This window comes from Elusimicrobiota bacterium (assembly GCA_016180815.1).
GTDB lineage: Bacteria > Elusimicrobiota > Elusimicrobia > JACQPE01 > JACQPE01 > JACPAN01.
The window spans coordinates 139,593-159,539 of sequence record JACPAN010000013.1 but is presented as its reverse complement, the minus strand read 5'-3'; the positions used below and the strand labels follow the sequence as shown (position 1 = coordinate 159,539).

At 52.9% G+C, this 19,947-nt stretch carries 23 protein-coding genes; 11 read left to right on the top strand and 12 right to left on the bottom strand.

From position 1 onward, the window contains the following. Positions 1–156 precede the first annotated feature (156 nt). The 3 genes from HYT79_07375 to HYT79_07365 form a co-directional block, all read right to left on the bottom strand. Complete coding sequence (locus tag HYT79_07375) at positions 157–1,029, bottom strand: hypothetical protein (protein ID MBI2070411.1); 873 nt, start codon at positions 1,027–1,029, stop codon at positions 157–159. Between the two features lie 38 nt (positions 1,030–1,067). Next, entirely contained in the window at positions 1,068–1,760 is a 693-nt protein-coding gene (locus tag HYT79_07370) for a hypothetical protein (GenBank protein MBI2070410.1), read from the bottom strand. A 98-nt stretch (positions 1,761–1,858) separates the two neighbouring features. Beyond that, on the bottom strand, positions 1,859–2,647 hold the full coding sequence (locus tag HYT79_07365; GenBank protein MBI2070409.1) for a GAF and ANTAR domain-containing protein: 789 nt from the start codon (positions 2,645–2,647) through the stop codon (positions 1,859–1,861). Between the two features lie 284 nt (positions 2,648–2,931). On the opposite strand from HYT79_07365, the gene glnA reads away from it, so the two are divergent. Further along, the gene (glnA, locus tag HYT79_07360) at positions 2,932–4,365 is read left to right on the top strand and encodes a type I glutamate--ammonia ligase (protein MBI2070408.1); all 1,434 of its coding nucleotides are present in this window, start codon (positions 2,932–2,934) and stop codon (positions 4,363–4,365) included. A 55-nt stretch (positions 4,366–4,420) separates the two neighbouring features. Here glnA and HYT79_07355 read toward each other — a convergent pair whose 3' ends face one another. The 4 genes from HYT79_07355 to HYT79_07340 all read right to left on the bottom strand — a co-directional run bounded on the left by HYT79_07355 (position 4,421) and on the right by HYT79_07340 (position 7,295). Next, positions 4,421–5,488, bottom strand: a complete 1,068-nt coding sequence (locus HYT79_07355; protein MBI2070407.1) for a hypothetical protein — start codon at positions 5,486–5,488, stop codon at positions 4,421–4,423. A gap of 84 nt (positions 5,489–5,572) precedes the next feature. Then, positions 5,573–6,007: a hypothetical protein gene (locus tag HYT79_07350; protein ID MBI2070406.1), complete on the bottom strand. Its 435-nt coding sequence runs from the start codon at positions 6,005–6,007 to the stop codon at positions 5,573–5,575. A gap of 11 nt (positions 6,008–6,018) precedes the next feature. Then, positions 6,019–6,633: a hypothetical protein gene (locus HYT79_07345; GenBank protein ID MBI2070405.1), complete on the bottom strand. Its 615-nt coding sequence runs from the start codon at positions 6,631–6,633 to the stop codon at positions 6,019–6,021. Positions 6,634–6,683: 50 nt separating this feature from the next. After that, a complete protein-coding gene (locus tag HYT79_07340) occupies positions 6,684–7,295 on the bottom strand; it encodes a hypothetical protein (protein MBI2070404.1) in 612 nt (203 codons plus the stop codon). A gap of 68 nt (positions 7,296–7,363) precedes the next feature. On the opposite strand from HYT79_07340, the gene guaB reads away from it, so the two are divergent. Then, positions 7,364–8,812 carry an IMP dehydrogenase gene (guaB, locus tag HYT79_07335; GenBank protein MBI2070403.1) on the top strand — a complete coding sequence of 483 codons (1,449 nt, stop codon included), beginning with the start codon at positions 7,364–7,366 and terminating at the stop codon, positions 8,810–8,812. Here guaB and HYT79_07330 read toward each other — a convergent pair. Then, the gene (locus HYT79_07330) at positions 8,809–9,447 is read right to left on the bottom strand and encodes a PorT family protein (GenBank protein MBI2070402.1); all 639 of its coding nucleotides are present in this window, start codon (positions 9,445–9,447) and stop codon (positions 8,809–8,811) included. The two genes, guaB and HYT79_07330, sit on opposite strands and share 4 nt — an antisense overlap. 18 nt (positions 9,448–9,465) lie before the next feature. Further along, complete coding sequence (locus HYT79_07325; protein MBI2070401.1) at positions 9,466–10,881, bottom strand: hypothetical protein; 1,416 nt, start codon at positions 10,879–10,881, stop codon at positions 9,466–9,468. Positions 10,882–10,986: 105 nt separating this feature from the next. Between HYT79_07325 and HYT79_07320 the strand changes: the two genes are divergently transcribed. From HYT79_07320 to HYT79_07305, 4 genes are all read left to right on the top strand, one after another. Further along, positions 10,987–11,388: a hypothetical protein gene (locus HYT79_07320; GenBank protein MBI2070400.1), complete on the top strand. Its 402-nt coding sequence runs from the start codon at positions 10,987–10,989 to the stop codon at positions 11,386–11,388. Between the two features lie 64 nt (positions 11,389–11,452). Then, positions 11,453–11,692, top strand: coding sequence for an AbrB/MazE/SpoVT family DNA-binding domain-containing protein (locus HYT79_07315; protein MBI2070399.1), 240 nt, complete (start codon positions 11,453–11,455; stop codon positions 11,690–11,692). Positions 11,693–11,695: 3 nt separating this feature from the next. After that, positions 11,696–12,112 (top strand): putative toxin-antitoxin system toxin component, PIN family, encoded by a 417-nt coding sequence (locus HYT79_07310; GenBank protein MBI2070398.1) that lies wholly within the window; start codon positions 11,696–11,698, stop codon positions 12,110–12,112. A 19-nt stretch (positions 12,113–12,131) separates the two neighbouring features. Then, positions 12,132–12,749, top strand: coding sequence for a hypothetical protein (locus HYT79_07305; GenBank protein MBI2070397.1), 618 nt, complete (start codon positions 12,132–12,134; stop codon positions 12,747–12,749). On the opposite strand, the gene HYT79_07300 is transcribed toward HYT79_07305, so the two are convergent. From HYT79_07300 to HYT79_07290, 3 genes are read right to left on the bottom strand one after another with little or no spacing between them, the layout of a single operon-like run. Further along, complete coding sequence (locus tag HYT79_07300) at positions 12,701–13,270, bottom strand: hypothetical protein (GenBank protein ID MBI2070396.1); 570 nt, start codon at positions 13,268–13,270, stop codon at positions 12,701–12,703. The genes HYT79_07305 and HYT79_07300 overlap by 49 nt on opposite strands. Before the next feature lie 50 nt (positions 13,271–13,320). After that, the gene (locus HYT79_07295) at positions 13,321–13,944 is read right to left on the bottom strand and encodes a TetR/AcrR family transcriptional regulator (protein MBI2070395.1); all 624 of its coding nucleotides are present in this window, start codon (positions 13,942–13,944) and stop codon (positions 13,321–13,323) included. After that, on the bottom strand, positions 13,910–15,553 hold the full coding sequence (locus tag HYT79_07290; protein ID MBI2070394.1) for an NAD(P)/FAD-dependent oxidoreductase: 1,644 nt from the start codon (positions 15,551–15,553) through the stop codon (positions 13,910–13,912). The genes HYT79_07295 and HYT79_07290 overlap by 35 nt, the downstream gene beginning before the upstream one ends. A gap of 57 nt (positions 15,554–15,610) precedes the next feature. On the opposite strand from HYT79_07290, the gene HYT79_07285 reads away from it, so the two are divergent. Genes HYT79_07285 through HYT79_07265 form a run of 5 tightly spaced genes read left to right on the top strand, consistent with a single transcriptional unit; the run spans position 15,611 to position 19,937 of the window. After that, a complete protein-coding gene (locus HYT79_07285) occupies positions 15,611–16,726 on the top strand; it encodes an acyl-CoA dehydrogenase family protein (protein ID MBI2070393.1) in 1,116 nt (371 codons plus the stop codon). Beyond that, complete coding sequence (locus HYT79_07280; GenBank protein MBI2070392.1) at positions 16,719–17,186, top strand: Zn-ribbon domain-containing OB-fold protein; 468 nt, start codon at positions 16,719–16,721, stop codon at positions 17,184–17,186. Before HYT79_07285 ends, HYT79_07280 begins: the two co-directional genes overlap by 8 nt. After that, positions 17,176–18,327, top strand: a complete 1,152-nt coding sequence (locus HYT79_07275; protein MBI2070391.1) for a thiolase family protein — start codon at positions 17,176–17,178, stop codon at positions 18,325–18,327. Before HYT79_07280 ends, HYT79_07275 begins: the two co-directional genes overlap by 11 nt. Position 18,328: 1 nt before the next feature. After that, positions 18,329–19,483 (top strand): thiolase family protein, encoded by a 1,155-nt coding sequence (locus tag HYT79_07270; GenBank protein MBI2070390.1) that lies wholly within the window; start codon positions 18,329–18,331, stop codon positions 19,481–19,483. Further along, positions 19,464–19,937, top strand: a complete 474-nt coding sequence (locus HYT79_07265) for a Zn-ribbon domain-containing OB-fold protein (protein ID MBI2070389.1) — start codon at positions 19,464–19,466, stop codon at positions 19,935–19,937. The genes HYT79_07270 and HYT79_07265 overlap by 20 nt, the downstream gene beginning before the upstream one ends. The last annotated feature ends 10 nt before the right edge of the window (positions 19,938–19,947 follow it).

Here is a 19,947-nt window from a genome sequence, read left to right as displayed (position 1 = left end):
TTGGCCGGAAATAAAAAATCCCTAAACGCTTCTTTGCGCTTAGGGACCGCTTTGTCCGCTTCGGCCTCAACAACTTCCGTTGTCGAGGCTTTGCCCTCAACGCTTCATCGCGCCGCGAGGCAACATATTATTAATAGCAGATGATGTTGAATTTTGTCAAGGGCCGTTATTGATGAGATTCAAGGATTCTTCCGAAATCAAGGCTTGGGCCAAAGTGCCGTGGGTCGTCTCCAAATCCCTGTAAAAATTAGCCAGAGCTCCGACGCTCATGGAATGCCCGTTCCATTGGACGTTTTGATGATGATCAACCGAAGTCTGCAACTGAAGGCCGTAGATTTTCTTATATATTGCATCCGCAAGAATAATCGTTTTGACCGTCGTTATCAGCTCTCTTAAATCGTTATTTTGAATGGATTCAGGCGCTCTCAACGAGATTTCCTCAACGTGCATCACTTCATGGTAAGCGACCGTGTACTTGGACAGAAATAAATCGTTTTCCCAATTATCGGCGGCTTCGATGATGGCATGAACCCGCCATGTATTGTGCTCATTTTCCGAGTCATAAACCCAAGTTTTGTTTGAGGCGGCGCCGGGGTGGCCCGTTCTGACCCATTCGACGATATTCTCCATCGTTACCCCGGCGTCCTCATATTTGCGGATGTATTGTTGAAACAAGGCCATGGCGATTTTATCGGCCTTCTTCTTTTTATTTTTCGGGATCAGGTGAATCAGCCGGGGTTGGTAAACGGCATTCACAAAATCGGCGAACGCGGGGTTGTCGAGAGCGGCGTTTCGAATTTCTTCATATTCCGCGGCCCTTGATCCCACAACCGGGCTTCGGACCGTATGCTGGCCTGGACTATTGAGGAAGTTCAGGCTTTCTTCAAGCTCGGCGCGCCGCTCATCCGTGATGGGTTCATCAAAATCTTCATCATCGGAGCGGCTTCGCTGGGGGCTGACTTCGGTGCCCTCGCCTTCCGTGCCTTGAGAGGGCGTCGGCTGGGCGCTGGCCGTCAAAGAGGCGAACACCCACGGCCATAGGAGGATATTCGTTTTTATGGTTCGTTTTAGAATCTGATGCAGTTGTCGGTCTCGGGATCTTGATGGTCTTCGCATAGCGGGGGCACCTCAGGCGCTGTCGGCGATGGGATTAGAACATTAAGAAAATTTTCATCGAGAGATCTGCTTAGCGCGGAAAACTTTGCTTTCAAGTTAACCGCCGCCCCGCGAAAGCTTTCTCCAGCGTCCGCGGGAGTGGTTCGGTTCATTCGCCGTTGGGCTCGGCCCGCTTCCTGGGCCGCTCTGACGAGCATGTCGTTGAAATTTTGGTACTTCTTCGGCGCCACGAATACTTTATTGCAATCATTGCGGGCCAGTTCATCTTTCCCCGATTGCAACACTTGCTGCAGCTCGCTACAGGTCTGGGCGACGCCGAATTCCTCGCCGATGGTTCGATTATTGGAGCCTTCGTAACGGTCGAGATTCTCGGCAATCGTGCAAAGATTGCCTACCGCCCGCCATTCTGTTCTGCCCCCCGTTCGTTCGCCGTCGGAGTCGTCCCTTGGCCGCGTGTATCCTTCATTCAAGATTCCTAAAAAACCGTTATAGGGCAATTGCCATGCGCAGTAATGATCCTCGCCGACGGGATCGCAACAGCCTGCCGTAGGATCGGCGGCGGTTCCATCGGCATAGGCTCCTGAGTTGATGCCGAACATAAAAACAATGGACGCTAAAATAAGTAATTCTTTTTTGTCGTTCATAAAACCCCCTGTTCTTTTAATTATTTACCAGCATTTTGCGCCGCAAACAAGGAGCAGATGAAGCGGCCTTCGGGGAGCGGCGCGGTCGCGTCCTGTCGTTAGTTTTTCGGGGTTGGTTTTGTCGGGAAGCTGGAGGCGACTTCCTGGGCGATCAAAATAGCCTGGGCGATTTCTTTCATGGATTTTCTCAAGGCCATGCTCTGCGATTGGATGCGGCGGAAGGCTTCGGCCTCCGAGAGAGACTCCGTCTCCATTAAAATTCCCTTGGCCCGCTCCACGAGTTTGCGGGTTTCCAAATCGTCTTCCAGTCTTTGAATGCGCTTGCCTTTTTGCTGCGCATCTTCGTGAAGCCGGGCGTTCTCGATCGCTCCGCCGATCAAGCGCCCGATCGTGGCCAGTAAATTGATTTCCCTTTCCAAATGGCGCCGCGCTTTTTTGTGATGCACATTGATAACCCCGGTCACCTCTTCTTTCATTAGGATGGGCGCTGATAGAAAGGATTCGTAGCGGTCTTCGGGGAGGTTGTGGAAAAATTTGAACCGGGTGTCATCCGAGGCGTTTTTGAAAATCGCCACCGGCTCTTTATGCGTAGCCACCCAGCCCGTGACGCCTTCTCCCAGTTTCAAGCGGATGCGCCCGATTTCCTGAGGATGCGGGTTTTTCGACGCGCGCAGAACAAGCTCCGAGGAGCTGGGTTCATGGACGTAGAGGAAGCAGCCGTCCGCTTTCGTGACCTCGGTGACGAGTCCGACGACTTGAGTCAGGATCCGGTCCAATTCCCACGTGGAGCCGATGATTTCACTGACTCGATGAAGAAGCTCGATTTCTTTGTCTTTTTGGCGAAGAAAAGTTTGCAGGCCTTTAACGGTTACCCGGCTGTTTGCCATGCATTTCCTCCTTTGGTTCGGAACGAATTATTATAGCCGACTTGACAATAAACGGTGAATATCGGAAACTCTCCATGTACGATGATGTACGACCGCCCGGGTGATCCGGGCGGCGCCCGAAAAGGGCAGGACAATGATGTCCCTAAGCGCAAAGCGGCGCTTGGGGTTTTTTGTTTTTAAACCCCGAACATGTTGAAGAAGGAGGATTCATGCCGGAATTATTGACAGCAAAAACGGCCGAGGAAGTGGTTCTCAAACGCACCAACGGCGTGCAGGCGATTACCATGACTCCGTCGGCGGATGTAAAGCGAACGCCCAAAGAAGTCATCGAGTTCGCCAAAAAAAGCAAGATCGAGATGGTGGACTTGAAATTCGTCGATTTTTTGGGGCAGTGGCAGCATTTTGGAATGCCGATGACCGAATTGACGGAGGGCCTTTTTAAAGAAGGCACAGGCTTCGACGGCTCATCCATCAGAGGCTGGCAGGCGATCAATGACAGCGATATGCTGGTTGTTCCCGATCCGGATTCAGCCATTGTGGATCCGTTCACCAAAGTGCCGACCCTGTCCCTTGTCGGTAATATCGTTGACCCGACCACCGGCCGGCGTTACGGCAAGGACCCGCGATTCGTGGCTCAGAAAGCCGAGGCTTATCTGAAAAAAACGGGCATTGCGGACACCGTGTGCATCGGCCCGGAAGCCGAGTTTTTTATTTTTGACTCGGTGCGTTTCGACCAGACGGCCAATGCCGGCTATTACTTCATCGATTCCGATGAAGGCATCTGGAATTCCGGCAAAGAGGGCCCCAATCTCGGCTGGCGCCCGCGCCACAAAGAGGGCTATTTCCCGGTCCCGCCCGTCGACGCTCAGGAAGATATCCGGGCCGAGATGGTCCGGGAAATGGAGCGCTGCGGCATCGTGATCGAGAAGCAGCATCATGAAGTGGCGACCGCCGGCCAGGCGGAAATCGACATGCGTTTCGATACCTTGACCCGGATGGCGGACAAGGTGATGCTGTATAAATACATCATCAAAAACGTGGCCAAGCGTTACGGCAAAACCGTCACCTTCATGCCCAAGCCCATCTTCGGCGACAACGGCTCCGGCATGCATACGCACCAGAGCCTCTGGAAAAAGGGCGCGCCGCTGTTCGCGGGCAAGGAGTACGCCGGTCTCTCCGAGACCTGCCTGTATTACATCGGCGGCATCTTAAAGCACGCTTGGGCGCTGGCGGCCTTTACCAACCCGACTACGAACTCTTACAAGCGTTTGACTCCGGGTTTCGAAGCGCCCGTCAACCTGGCTTATTCCTCGAGGAATAGGAGCGCGGGCATCCGCATCCCGGTCTATTTCGACAAGCCGGCGGCCAAAAGAATCGAAGTCCGCTTCCCGGACCCGATGGCCAACCCTTACCTTGCCTTCTCAGCGATGATGATGGCGGGTCTAGACGGCATTGAGAACAAAATCCATCCGGGCCAAGCCTTGGAGAAGGACCTCTACGGCCTTTCCGATACGGAGGCCGCCAAGGTCAAGCAGATGCCCGGCAGCCTAGCCGAAGCCTTGAATGCTCTTGAGAAGGACCATGCCTTTCTTTTGAAAGGCGATGTGTTCACCAAGGACATCGTTGAAACCTGGCTCGATTACAAGAGGAAGAAAGAGGTTGATTACATCCGGCTGCGCCCGCATCCGGCTGAGTTCTTTCTCTATTACGATAACTAAGGTTCAGCCTTAGTTCGGATTGAAAATCGCTCCGGGACAACAACCGGAGCGATTTTTATTTTTGCAGGCCGCCGGTTTCAAGAACGGCCAGGAGGTTTTGATCTTTCTCTTTCTCGAGGAAACGGCTGACGCCTTCCTGGGCGTTTTTTTCGCTCTGTTCAATTTGAGACAAAAAAATGAATGCGGCGAAACGAACATAGGCCGCCGGATCGTTAAGCATGTTCAAGGCGTCTTGAATGATGGTTTTTTTCGGGAAAACAGGCAGATAGACGTTTAAATATTTTCCTCTAGTGAAAATACGGTCCGAGTAGCGCACCCGGTCCCGGTATCGTTGCATGGCTTTCTGATGCGTTTTCGCGATTTGATAAAGGGCCACGTCCGCGTTTTGGCTGACATTGCCCAGGTCGTCGTCCAGGCGTTCGATCAAGGGCTCGATGAGGGACCGGTCTTTCATTTTGCCGGCCCGGATGCAGGCTTCGGCTCTGATGGCTCCGTTGCGGGAGCGTAAAAACGGAATCAAGTCCTCGGGCGTTTTTACCGGCGCAAGCAATTGATCGCGTTTGGCGTTTAGCTCTTCGACGACTTTTTGAGGATGGGTGTTAAAGGGCCAGGCTTTTCTCCAGCGCGCTTCTTCTTCATCCGTAATCACCGCGCCGAAAGCCGCGCTCGCGGCTCGCTTGGGAAACAAGCGCCGGGCTCCGTCGAGCACGTAGAAAGCGTCAACTTCCAGGCCGGCGTTGAAAAGCGATTTCGCGAGTTCCATATGCGCTTTGGGATCAAAATAATTTTCCCGATACCGGTCCCTGGGGCCGCGCAGTTTCGAGAGCACCTCGGCCGTCAGCGGTTCTTCCATCAATAGAGGGATCTTGGCGCTTGTTTGGCCGGGCGCTATTTTTTGTTTGGCCGGGCGCAGAGCGAAGAACAGCACGATCGCGGCAACAACCGCGGCGGCCGCGATCCACTTGCCTTTGCCCTGCCAGGGCTTGGAAAATAGGGCTTCGTTGATGAGCACATCGGCATCTTGGGGGCTTTGCCCGTTTTCGATCAGGCTTTTGCGGATATCATCGAGCGTGTAGCTTTTATGGTGTTCCCGGATCAGCTTGATAATTTCTTTTTTGTTCATGGGTAGAAGGCATTAAATAAAAAAACCGCCCCGGTAGGAACAGTTCCTTAGAGGGGGCGGTTTTTTATGCCTGGATTTTTTTGTTCAGGCCGTCAAAACCTCTCGTCCTCCGTTTAGGGAGAATTTGGCCAGAAGCGGCTGGGCTTTTTCCGGTTGGTCCACGATCAAGACCACGCGGCCGGAATATTCTCCGGGATTGGCCGTGGCGTAAATGTTCAGGATATTGACGCCTTTTTCACCTAAGGCTTTGGCCAGACGGTTTAATTCTCCCGGTTTATTGGATAGTTCCACGTCCACCGCCGGCGTTTCAAACGCCTGATAGCCTGATTTTTCCAGCAAACGTTTGACGTTGTTGGATTCTTCCGCTAAAAAGCGGAAATAAGCCACGTCGCTTAAGCTTTCGGACATGAAGCTCGTCACGTTGATTTTTTCCGCGGCCAGGGTTTTCGTGAGCTTGGATAAAGCCCCCGGTTCGTTGGACAAGGGAACGCTGTATTGGACTAATTTATTTTTTGCCATGTATTCTCCTTTTACCGGTATTCGCTGTAGTACCGGATCTCCGTGAATTCTTCTGGTTTGGATTTGGCATTGGCGCGCGCCACCAGCGCGCCGATCCCGGCTCCGGCGCCGGCCAATGCTGCTGCGATCGCAAGAAGACCCAGCCCTCCCGCGACAGAGAGAACCGCCAATCCGATCAGAAGCCCGGTTCCGCCGCCGGCCAGTGAACCGATCATCGCTCCGAATCCCGTTTGTGAGGAAACGTAGCGGTCACGATTCACGATTTTATATTGGCTCGTTTCCTGGTGATCCTGGATATAAGCCGGGGGTACCCAGGAACAATGCGTGTAGCTGATCCCGCCGGGATAGGGATAGTAGTAATGATGCCCATGGCAGCTGTAATAGCCGGGACGATAGCGCTCCCCGATGATTTCATCGTGCCGGCTGATTAAGGCGACTCCGTTGTCATTGACGGCCAACGGCTCTGCCTGGGCCTCGGGCGGAGGCGGCGGGGCCCCGTCGAATCGCGCCATGGCCTCATGAGCCGGGGCTGTTTCCGGCCCTGCCAGCGCCGATACCGGAAGCGCCTGTCCTCCTGCCGCGGCCATGGCCGGAAGCAGGGTTAAAAGAGCGAGCAACATTCTCATCGAGTACCCCCTTTGGTTTTTAGTTTGGTCCAGGGGTTTTTATTCTTGAGTTAAATGTTTTCCGTTCGCCTATACTCCCGGACTTCGGTGAAGGATTCAGGTTTCTTTTCGGCCGCTTTTTTAGCGACGGTATGGCCGATGGCTAAACCTGCGAATGCGCCGACCATCCCGACGACAGCCAAAAGCACGATAGGATTGAAACCGGTCAGCAAAGCGAGCAAGCCGCCGACAGCCAATCCCGTTCCTGCTCCGGCCAAAGTGCCGATGAGCTGCCCTGTGCCGCTTTTGGCTTTGACATAAGCCTCGCGGTCGACGATTTGATAGTCGCTGGTTTCACGGTGCACTTCAACGCGCTGAAGCGGAAGATAAGTGCAGCGTTCCATGTCCAGCCTGCCCGCAGGCCGGCACCGCTCATACCCGCCTTGGGTATAGGTGCGGAGCAATTCGTCTCTCTGACTCATCAAAGCCACGCCGTCTTTGACGCTGATGGGAACCGGAAGGATATGAACCTCGCCTTCGGGTTTTGCTCCATCGTAACGCGCGGCCAGTTCATGAGCGGCTTGCGCATCGGGTCCGGTCAATGCGGCCGGTTCAACGGGCGCCGCGGCCCAGAGAAGAAAAGGCGTTCCAGCAATAGCTGCCGCCACAGACAGTATTTTCATTTGTTGCGTACTCTCCTTTTTCTTGTTCTATTTCGCCAACCATAAAAATTGTAGTAAATTGTTTTCGTATGAAAATTTTAGAGCAAGAAGGACTCACTTACGATGATGTTTTGCTGGTTCCCCAGCGCACGTCCCTGACTTCCCGCAAAGAAGCCGTGGTCACCACCAAGCTGACCAAAGGTTTGGATCTTCAGATTCCTATTGTCTCCGCCAACATGGACACCGTGACCGAATCCGCCATGGCCATCGCCATGGCGCGCTTGGGCGGAATCGGGATCATCCACCGTTACTTGACCATCCAGGATGAAGTTCGCGAAGTGGAAAAAGTGAAGCGCTCGGAGTCCATTGTCATCGATGAGCCCCATACGATCAGCCCGGATATGACGGTTGAAACAGCCACGGATACCATGAATCGCCTCGGCATACGCGGTTTGCCTGTCGTGAAAGGGAAGAATGTTTTGGTCGGCTTATTGACGTTTCGTGATACGCTGTTCGTCGATTTTCCGGCCAAGGTCAAAGTGGCCGAGGTGATGACGCCCAAGGAAAAGCTCGTCACCGGAAAACCCGGCATGAGCACGGAAGAAGCCAAAAAGATTTTAGAAGCCAACCGTCTCGAGAAGCTTCCTTTGGTCAACGGCAACGGCGAGCTCCATGGCTTGATCACGGTTAAAGACATCATCGAAAAGAAAACGTTGTTCCCCCATTCGGTCAAAGACAAGAAAGGCCGCCTGTTGGCGGGGGCGGCCATCGGCGTTAAATCGGATTTTATGGAACGCGCCGAAGCTCTGGTCAGCGCGGGCGTGGATCTCTTGGTCTTGGATATCGCGCACGGGCATGCGACTTACGCGATCGACGTCATCAAAAAACTCAAAGCGAAATGGCGCGATCTTCAGGTGATTGCCGGCAATACGGCGACCTATCTGGGGACGAAAGAGTTGGCTGAAGCCGGCGCGGATGCGGTCAAAGTGGGGGTAGGTCCGGGCGCCACTTGCACCACCCGCATTGTAACCGGCTCAGGCGTGCCGCAATTTACGGCGGTGATGGAATCCGCGCGCGTGACCAAGGAAATGGGCGTTCCGATTATCGCGGACGGCGGCATCCGGACCTCCGGCGACGTGGCCAAGGCGTTGGCGGCCGGAGCTTCGACGGTGATGGTGGGTTCATTGCTCGCCGGAACCGAGGAAAGCCCCGGCCTTTCGATTGTGCGCGACGGCAGCCGCTATAAGGTTTACCGGGGGATGGCGTCCTTGGGCGCGGCTTTAGGCCGGGCCAGCCGCACCGGAGAGGAAATTGACGTTGATGATTTTTCGGATGTGGTTCCCGAGGGCGTCGAAGCCTTGGTGCCTTATCGGGGCGGCTGTACCGACACTATCAATCAGTTGGTGGGCGGCCTTCGCTCCGGCATGAGCTATAGCGGTTCCCGAAGTATTCCCGAACTGTGGGAAAAAGCCATGTTCGTCAAGATTTCCCAAGCAGCTTTCCTGGAAAGCCGCCCCCACGACGTCGAAAAACCTTAATTTTTTAGGTCGAAAGCGATCCCGAAAAGGCCTTTGAACCCGTTGAGTTTGTTGCCCGAAGAGCCTTTGTAAATTTCCGTCAAACCCAGGGAATAACGCATGTCCGCGACAAAACTGACGGACTTGTGGAACGCCCACTCAACGCCCCAGCCGATATCGCCGGCCAGCTTGATGGATTCCGTGGCGTCTTTAAGGTCGATTTTAATGCCCGCCGAGTAGCCGAAGATATTTATTTGCGTGGTGATCGATGAATCGAGCAGGAAGCCGATATTGGGTCCTGCGAATACGTAGGGCTTGAAATTTCCTTTGCCGAATTTGGCCTTTAAAAGAACGGGCAGCTCAAGATAACTGAGTTCATATTTTGCGGGGTTGATCGCGGCGCATCCGCTGGGGCAATAGAGAGAGATTTCATAAGGCGCGTAGAGCAGTTCCGGTTGGATATAGAACGGTTCTTTCAAGGCGATTTCAGCATGGACGCCACCCCAGAACGACGTTTCATTTTGATCCTGAACCGTAGAGCCGGTATCATAGCCGGGCAAACTGGTGCTGGGCCCGAGTTGAACGCCCCCTCGCATCGGTCCAAGGGCTGACGCTGACACAGGCAGAAGCAAGACCGCAAAAAATAACAGTTTCATCGGTATCCTCCTTTTAGTTTAAAAAGCCGCGTTGACGCCGACCACGTAGAGGTCGTTTCTGCCGGAATCGTCGCTGTGCGTCTGGCCGGTGGGCACATTGCCGCCGCTGATGAAATTAAGCGGCGCGTACCCTGCGATATGAATGTATTCGGCGAAGAGTTTGACGCTGGGTTCGATAAAGCTGGCTAAACCCCAGACCCATTGATCCTGGAATTCCCAGGGGGCTCCGTTAGGGCCCGCGACGAAGCGGCTGAATTCGCCGGATAAATCCAATGGTTTTTTAGCCAGACTCATCCGGTATTTGCCTCCCGCCCCGAAGCTCGTGACCCTGCTGGCCGCGAATTGAGGGATCGCGGGATTGAACGTGCCGGGCCAGACGTTTTCCGTCTGCGCAATTTCCGCCTGCAGCGTCAGATCAGTCAAGCCCAATTGGCTATAGACGTCAAAGGCGGCGTTGTTGTCTTTGCAGGCGGCGAAGTGCGTGATGGGAAAGTCTTGGCAGTACGCGCTGCCTCGCTGATAAGAAGTCCCGACGAGCAGACTGGTTTTTTTATCGAATTCGTGCGTATAGTTCGCGTCCGCGCTGAAATTGTCGAGCCTGCTGGGCACCGCCGTGCCTGCCACGGATGTATTGTTGGAGCGAAATTGCGCGCCGCCTTCCACGCCCATGAAACTCAGGCGCAATCCGTTTTTAAGGAATCCCAAGGTAACGCCGTTGGCTAATCCGCCGAAGGCGTGCCAGACCGTCGAAGCGGTGAACGGATTGACGGTGTCCGTCAATCCGAAAGGCGTCGCTGATTTGCCGATGCTCGCGTAAAAAGGCGATTTTTCCAAATTGCCGAGCAAAACATAGGCTCGGCGCATCTGCAGCAGGTTGCGGGCCAACGCGGTGTTGGTGCCGGCCCCAAAGCTTTGTTCCGGCTCGTAGAGAACGTCCATCTGCGCCGCTACCCATTCGCCGATGGCGGCTGTGAGGCCGATTTGGGCGGAATGGACGACGGCCTCGGAAACCTCTCTACCCACTTGATTGCTGACGGTGGGCTGGCGCATGAGATAGCTGAACTTGTGATCCAAGTTGCTTTTCTGATAATCGGCCATGGATGTGACCGCGCCCCCAAGGATCACGCTGTCGGAAGTCAACTCGCCGGATTGTTTTTTCTGCAGGATGTAAAGCTCTTTACGGTTGATCCTGGTCGTGGCATCGAGCATGTCGTAGCTGAATTGATGGTTCAATTGAACAAGCCCGGAGGCATTTGAAGATGATGATCCGCTCGGCCTGGATTCTAAAAGACGGACTTTTTCTTTCAGCTCTTTGTTCTCCGCGGCCATGTCGTTGACCTTGGCGTCGAGCTCTTCCAATGTGACGGCCCTTGCGTCATCGACGGTCAATCCAAAAATGATGAATAGAAAAACGAAACGGATTTTCTTAGGCATTCTCTCCCCTCGCGTACATGATGCGTTTAATGATGCGAAGTCTACTTATAAATTAGGCCGCTTGCAATTCGTTCGATGAGTTCAAAAGGTACTAAGATGGCAAGTATGAAAAATAAATTGTTGTTCGGTCTGATTTTAGGGTCTCTTGCCGGAATCCTCGCCGGGACGGCTGTGGGCGGGTATTACGGTTTTCGCCACGGCATGGAATTTATCCTCAATGAGTGCCTCTACGGCGACGCCCGGGATATTCAGTCGCGCGTCGGCGCGCTCAAGCATTTAAGATCAGGCGATCGTAAACAGGGCATCGAGTTGCTCGAAGCCCGGCTCGATGACGCTTTGATCATGTTCGATCCGAATGAGCCGTACCCAGGTTTAACCCAACGCACCATGGCTGAAATGAATAAAGCCATCCGCGAATCCAAAGAATACCGGCAGGCGCATCCCCGTCAGTCAAACCGTCCGGGCATCGATGAAATGGTTAAAAATTTGTTTGCTCGCCAGCCTTGAAATACCGCTGCCCTTGCGCCGTTGGGCTAATTCTGATAGTATTAAAGTAAGGAAGTAAGAAAATATGCTATCAAAAAGAACCTCAAAAAATCAGGTTACGATCCCCAAAGAGATCATTACATTCTTTGGCGATACCGAATATTTCGACGTGAGCCTCCGCAATAATGAAATTGTTCTCAAGCCCGTCGAAATCAACCCTCAAGGGCAAGTATTGGCCGATGTCCGTGAGAAAATTCGAAAGCTCGGGCTTTCGGAAAAGGACGTTGAGCGGGCCGTGCGTTGGGCGCGCCGGCGTTCAGCCTAATCCTTGCGCGTCGTCCTCGATACAAACATTATCGTCTCCGCAATTCTTTTTAGGGGCGCCGCTGAACCTGTTTTTTTAGCCTTTAAAAGCAAAAAATTTATCTTTCTCGCTTCCGGCGAAATGATTATGGAGTATTGCAGGGTTCTGGCCTATCCAAAGTTCAAATTAAGCGAGCAGGAAATCAAGGTCTTGTGGGAAGAAGAGATTCTGCCCTTTATTACTCCCATTCAAGTATCGTCGGTTAAAGCGGTCATTAAAGATGACCCTGCGGATGATATTTTTTTGGCCTGCGCTAAATTCGGGAAGGCCGATTACTTGGTCACGGGTGACCGACACCTGCTCGATCTTAAGTCTTATGGTAAAACGAAAATTATCCCTTTGCGCGAATTTCTAAGTTTGCTCCAGGAGCCCAAGAGTTAAGGAATACGAGGGATAGAGGATGAGTTCCCAAAAATGTACGTTCTGCGAAGAGCAGAATAATTTGACCCGCGAACATATTCCCCCTAAGAATTTATTTTTTAAACCAAAACCAAACAACCTGATCACTGTTCCTTCTTGCCGTACATGTAATTTAGGCTTTCAAAAGGACGAAGAATATTTCCGGATTGCAATCTCCGGTATTTGTGGAGATTCAGTCAAATTTCAGGGGCTACTTTTGCAGAATGTTAATAAACAACTTGCTCATCAACCGAAACTTGCCACTACTATTCAAGGCAATTTACAACAAGTCGAAATTAAAACGAAAATTTTATATGGATGGCGTAGCGATGATCCTAGAATTGGTCGTATATTCCAGAAAATAATTCGAGGGCTCCATTTTCACGAGAGACGAACACTGTTGCCGCAGAATCAGGGAATGTCATGGAATATTATTGATGAAGATTTCATTGAAAAAATGGGTCCAGTTCAATTTTTAATAGGTGCACCGGTTCATGATATCGGCAATGGCATTTTCCAATACAAGGTGAGATTTTCCAAGACGGGGAATTCTTTATGGCTACTAAAATTTTATGATACCGTTGAATTTTTTGCTATTACGCTTTCCAGTGGTTTTTGAAATAAAATCGCAACTGCATAGAATGGCGCCTGAAGGACCAGATTGCCGGGTGCATAAGCAGCCCACCATTTAGGATCAAAAATAAGTTCTGGCCTCTCGATCAAGTTTATGGAGCTAAAGTATTGGAATGAACTATCTTGGTTCTCTAGCCATCTCAGTAAAAAATATAGTCCAACAACCGCAAACATGGAAATATAAAAACGGGCAGTAAAATCTTTTTTTGTTTGTTGTTTTCCTCGGGCACAGACAAAGGCAATATAAATCAGGAATGTGGCGTTTCCAAAGAAACTATTTGTACCGAAAAAACCTTGGCTTAGAGTTCCAATGGCGGTTGAAATAAGTAGGGCTTGAATCCAATATTTCGCCCCCCTTCCTCCTTGAACCTCAGAGTTTTTTTTGGCTTTATCTGATTTGGCTTGGAGCATCATTATTGCATCAAATTTTTTGGCAACAGGAGTTAATTTATTATCAATCCTATCGGCGAATCCTCTCGCTTTACGATCCAATTCATCGAGAAACATAATTTTTTTTAGCCTGTTAATGGCAATTATTATACCTTGAACTCATGAGATCAGGCTTTTGTTTTCAGCCGGGCCAGGATGGCCTGGGTGGCTTCTTCGGCCGCGGTTTCTGGGTCAATGGCTCCGGGGTCGAAGTAGGATTGGCAGACAATGCCGACCACGGCCGCAACCATGAGGGCGGAGAGGCCTTCAACCGAAACGTCTTTGAAGGCGCCTTGGAGCTGGCCGGCTTTGATGAGGCGGGCGGCTCGCTGCCGGTAAAGCTGATAGAGGCGGGCATTTAATTTTTTGATGCGGGAGTCGCAATGCACCCGGCTCCAAAACGAGAGCATGGTTCGCGTGGCTTGAGGGTTTTCCAAAAAACCTTTGATTTCCGAGCGAATCATGGTTTTCACTTTTTCCTCTACGGTGGGCGCGGCCTGCACATGCGCCAACGTGGCTCGGTCCACTTCCTGTAGCGTGCTTTTTAACAGGGCGTTGATGATATCGTCTTTATTTTTGAAGTGATAAGTGATGACGCCACGGGTAAAATCCAGGCGATTTTCCAGGGCCTCGATGGTCAGGCCGTCCAAACCGTTTTTTGCCACCAATTTTTTGGCGGCTGAAAGGATTTGGCGGCGGCGCAATTCGCGCCTGGGCTCAGGCGGCGGCGACGGCTGGGACTTTAATTTCATGTTCCGCCCCCGGCGTAGGAGTCCGGTGGATTTTAACAAGCGGACCCCGCGCTTTTAAGAGTTCGGTGATCGGAAGCTTGAGGATTTCTTGGGCCGCGACCAAACCCGAGACCATCACGCCTAAAACACCGTGGCTCACCGTGCTGGCGCCGCAGAGATACAGGTTCTCGAATTCCGTTTTGACTGAATAGCCCCACGGGCCGATTTGCCATTTGCTTTTTTCGGTGCCGTAGAGATTGCCCAGGGTCGCGTTGCAATAGTGCGCATTGGTCAAGGGCGTGGCCAAATCAGCGAACACCACGCGTTCCTTGATATCCGGGATAATGCGCGAAACCGCGCCCAGCATCTTGTCCTTCAAATGCTCTTTCATCATTTTATATTCCTCGGGCCGTTCGCCGTAGTGGCTTTGAGCCCAGGCTTTGAAGGCGTCGTGATGAACGAAGGCGAAGGATTCCATGGTGTGCTTGCCGCCGAAGTTTTTAGAGCGGTCTTTGAGCGTAGTCACGGTCAGGAAGAATCCTGGGATTTCTTCCGACTTTAAGTCCCAGGCCAGGAGGCCTTTTTTGTAAATGCCGTCCACATCCGCGTCTTGATAATGCCAGTAATTGCCGGAATCAAGCCCGTAAGCGTTGGGGTCGATATCCGCGGCAAAGAAAAGGCTTAAGGACGAGGTTGAATAGCGGGTTTTTTCAAGGCGTTTTTTCAGCCCCCGGCTTAAATGATCCCAGCCCACCATGCGCATGAAGGTGGCATGGGGATCGGCGTTGCTGATCACGTATTTGGCGCGGATTTCCGTTTGATCCGCCAGACGCACGCCCACGGCCCGGCCTCCTTCTATAAGGATGGAATCCACGGAAGTCCGAACTTTGATGTCTCCCCCCGCTTTTTTCAAGGCGCGGATCATGGCTTTGGGGATGGCGCCGCCGCCTCCTTTAGGGTAATAACCGCCGTTAAAATAATGCGCCATGACCGCAGCGTGCACCGGCGCGGGCGCCATTGAAGGAGGCAGGCCATGGTCTCCGGCTTGCGAAGCTAAAATGGCGCGGAGAAGCGGGTTCTGCGCATGAGCATTGATTAAAGTCTCGGCGGAGCGCAATCCCCATTTGGCCAAATGCGGAGATTTAAACGGCATCATCAAAACATCCCAAATGCTGTTCATTTCTCGCATGTGATCGAGCTCGTGCGCCAAGCCGTTGACCACTTTAAATAAGGAATCGATGCCTTCGCGCTCTTTTGGAAAACGGTTTTTGAGCCGCTCCATGTAAGTTCTCAGGCCCTTGGGGATGTCGAAGCGCTCGGAACCCACGATAATGTGATCGAAACCATCGGGATTGAGTTCGTAAAATTCAAGGTCGTCGCCTAATCCCAGGCCTTCGAAAATCCTCCTGGCCCGGCCGCGCGAGCCCATTTCACCGATGTAGTGAACACCGGGGCTGAAGCGGTAGCCGCCTAAGGAAAAACTTTGGCACCAGCCGCCCGGCAAGTAGTGCTGCTCCAGGACCAAAACTTTTTGTCCCGCTTGGGCGAGGGCTACGGCTGCGGTCAAACCGCCGGCGCCTGAACCGATCACAATCACGTCGACGTCCGTCCATTGTTTTGTATGATTCATGGGCTAATTATAACACTTGTTATAAAATTGCAACATTGTTATGTATAATGGCGAGGCATGGATTTTAAACTGACCGAGACTCAGCGGGAGGTCCAGCAGGCCTTCAAGGAATTCTGCGGCAAAAAAATCGCCCCCATGGCGAAGGAAATCGACGAGTCGGAGGAATTCCCCCATGAACTGTTCAAGGAGATGGGGCGTTTGGGCTATCTTGGCTTGGCTATTCCCGAAAAATACGGCGGCATGGGGCTTGATTTCGTCACCTGTTCCTTAATCAGCGAAGAGTTAAGCCGCGCTTCCACCGGATTCGCGCTGTCGGTCGGCGCCCACTCCTTTTTATGCGCCTACAACGTGTACAGCCTGGCCGATGAAGAGCAGCGGCAAAAATACAATTTGTCGACCACCGCCGTTAAAAAAGGCAATGAGTGGGTATTAAACGGAAGCAAAATATTCATCACCAAAGGTTCCATCGCGGACGTTCTTCTTGTTTTCGCGCGCACGCCGAGGAAGCCGGGCAGCCAGGGTATTTCCGCTTTTATCGTGGAAAAGAATTTTCGGGGTTTTTCCACGGGCCGGGATATCCCCAAACTGGGAACCTTGGGTTCCCCCCTTTCAGAGATCGTTTTTCAGGATTGCCGCGTGCCTGAAGAAAATCTTTTGGGCAAAGAGGGCAAGGGCATCAGCTATATGCTTGGGGCTTTAGACGTCGAACGCGCCTTGTTGTCCGGCATGGCCGTGGGCAGCGCGCAAGCGGCGCTGGATTTCGCCTTGGACTATTCCAAGAAAAGAAAACAGTTCGGGCAATTAATTTCGAGTTTCCAGTTGGTTCAGGAGATGCTGGCTCAGATGGCGACTGAAGTCGAAGCCGCGCGCCTATTGGTGCGCCAGGCGGCCTGGCGTTTGGATCATGGCATGGACATCACGCGCCACGCCTCTTATGCCAAGCTCTTCGGCGCTCAAATGATTATGCGCGTGACTCAGCAAGCCATGCAGGTGTTGGGCGGTTCAGGTTACTGCCGGGAGTATCCGGTTGAGCGTTTCTACCGTGACGCTCCTTTGATGGGTTTGGGCGGCGGCACCAATGAAATCCAAAAATTGATTATCGCCCGCGATTTGATTAAGAACGGGGCCGGTGAGAATACGCGCAGAAAGGTTGCGGTGAAGAATCATGGTTGAGACGCAGATCAAGCCTCTGGTCCACGAAAGCCGGATCAAAATTCCTTATTCCTGGTCCGCAGGAGAGATCGGCAGCCGGTTCTTGAAGGAATTGGCCGAACATAAAAAAATTCTGGGGCGGCGATGCTCCTCCTGCAACAAAGTTTTTTGCCCCCCGAAAAAAATTTGCGGGTTCTGTTTTAAAGAATGCGGGGAATGGGTTGAGGTCGGCCCCGATGGAACGCTGGTGGCCTTCACCCAGGCTCTTTATCCGAGCGCGGCCCATCCGACGGAGCGGCCGGTTTACGGACTAATCAAATTGAAGGGCGCGGATACCGCCATTTTGCATTTGTTGGGCGGCGTTGCTCTGGAGAAGCTATTGACAGGCATGACCGTGAAGCCTATTTTTAAGGAAAACCGCCAAGGGCATATTTTGGATATTCTTCATTTTGTTCCGGTTGAGGGAACCGATGGCCGATAAACCGGCGATTATCGGGGTCGGGCAAACCGAATTCGGCGCCCCCAAAACCGATCAAACGTTCGCTGATTTGACTTATGAGGCGGTTAATGCCGCCTTGGTTGACGCGGAGCTCGATATCAAGGATATCGACAATATCATCACCGTCTCTAATGATTTCTGGGACGGACGCACGATTTCTTCCATGGCTGTGGGCGATGCGGTGGGCGCAGCCTTCGGCCAAGGCAAAAATATTTCAACGGTTGAAGGCGACGGCGCCTTCGGCGCGTTTTACGGACTGGCCAGAATTCTTTCGGGTTCTTATCAAAACACCTTGGTTGTGGCCCATTCCAAGGGCTCCGAGGGCGACAACCGTTTGATCACCAACGCTTTTTTTGATCCGATTTTTGAGCGGTCGTTGGGCATGGATAGCGTGACCGCGGCCGCGCTCCAAGCCAAATCTTATATGGAGAAATACAAAATTTCTCCCCGCCAAACAGCCATGGTTTCGGTGAAAAACCGCGCCAATGCTTTGAAAAATCCTAAAGCGCATTTGCGCGAGGAATTGGACATCGAGGACATCCTCCGTTCGCCGCAGATTGCTCCCCCCATCAGAAGGCATGACGCCTGCCCGGTTTCCGACGGCGCCGCGGCTTTAATTTTGGCTAACGAAGATTTCGCCAAAAAACGTTCAGGGAAGCCGGTTTGGGTTGAGGGCGTGGCCTTTTGCGCGGATGCCTATCGCCTGGGCGAGCGGGCCCTTTGGGAAAGCCGCGCTTTGAGGGAAGCGGCAAAGAAAGCCTATGCCATGGCCGGAATCGCCGATCCTAGGAAGGAAATCGGCGTGGCGGAAATTTATGAAGCATTTTCTTATCAGGAGCTTTTGTGGAGCGAGGAATTAGGCTTTGCGTCACCGGGGGGCGGCGGCGCGTTGCTTGAGAGCCGCGTCACTCAAACCCACGGTGAATTACCGGTCAATCCATCGGGAGGTTGCCTGTCCGCGCATGCGGTTTGCGCGGCTGGCTTAGTTCGCATGATCGAGGCCGCGCTCCAAATTCGTGGCGATGCCGCCAATCCCGTGCGTAAGCCCAAAAAGGCCCTGGCCCACGGGCAAAACGGGCTTTGTGGACAATCCCACTGCGTTTGGATTTTAGGAGCGAATTAATATGGCTAAGCGTGTTGCGATCGTCGGCTCAGGGCAAACGAATCACATGGGCAGCCGGCCGGATGTAACCGGCGTCGAATTGATCCACGAAGCCGTGGCCAAGGCCTTGGAAAGTGCGGGTTTGACGCGCGATGACATCGATGGCGTTGTCATCGGGAATATGGATCATTTTGAAGGCATCAACGGCGTCGAGCTATGGTCTATTGACGGCAACGGCGGGTTTATGAAGCCCACCATAAAATTGACCACCGGCGGCACCACGGGCTCGACCCTGGCCATCGGCGGGTATCATTTGGTGGCTTCCGGGCACTTCGACCGTTTGCTGGTGATCGGTTGGGAGAAAAATTCGGAATCAGACACCACGGGCGCTATTACCACGGCCTTCGATCCGGTATGGGACCGCATGGTTTTTGCCGGAGCGATTTCAGGTTTGGCCCTCGAGGCCACGGCTTATTCCCAAAAATACGGGGTCACGGGAAAAGACGCGGCGCGCGTAGTGGTGCGCGACCGGGGCAATGCCGTGAAAAATCCACATGCGCATGTGCGCAAAGAAATCACCGTTGAGGAAGTGTTGCGCTCCCCCATGATTTCCGATCCGCTTCATTTTTGGGACATGTGCCCCCGAACGGACGGCGCCTGCGCCGTTATTTTCGCGTCCGAAGACGTCGCGGAAAAGATTTCCCCCAAGCCGGCCTGGGTCTGGGCCACGGCCAACCGGCATTTGTATTCCATGGCCGGTGATGTGGAATTCGGCTCGCTCAGATCATTGGAGCTGGCGGCTGCCGAGGTTTATCAAAAAACAGGAATCAAAGAGCCGTTAAAAGAAATCGATGTCATGGAACTTTATACGCCGTATTCCTATGCCGGATTATCCTGGATCGAGGCCTTGGGCCTGGCCCGGCCCGGCGAAGGAGCCAAACTGCTCTGGGACGGAGCCACGGACATGGGCGGCGAATTGCCGATTAATCCCTCTGGCGGTGTGATTTCAACGAATCCCATCGGCGCGACCGGCTTGATTCGCGCGGCGGAATGCGCGCTTCAGATTTCCGGGCAAGCGGGCGAACGGCAAGTTCCGGATGTCAAGGTCGCTTTGTCCACGGGATTCGGCGGATGTTATTGGTCTGATATTTTGATGTATGGCGCAAAAAAACCCTAATCTTATTACTCTCTCAAGCGGCGAGGCGTTCCAGCCGTTTCGCTACAGCGTCGGTCTTTACGGCAGCCGGTTCTTTGCTGAGTTAAAAGACAATAAGCGGTTGATGGGTGTTCGCTGTCCCGGGTGCCGGCGTGTGCATGTTCCCCCGCGTCCCGTTTGCGGCCCATGTTACAAGCGTATGGAAGAATGGGTTGAGGTCGGGCCTTTGGGAACCATCGCCACATTCACGATTTTACGTTTTGCTTTTATCGACCCTGAGACAGGGCAGAAGAAACCCGTGCCCTATGGCTACGGCCTCATCCGTTTAGACGGCGCAGACACCAATTTTCAGCATTTTCTTGAGCTGCCCAAAGACGGCAAGGTGGCCATCGGCATGCGCGTGCGCCCCGTGTTTGAAGAAAGCAGGAGGGGCAACTTAAGAGACATCAAGCATTTCGAAATTATTGAGGATTAGGACGGTTAAT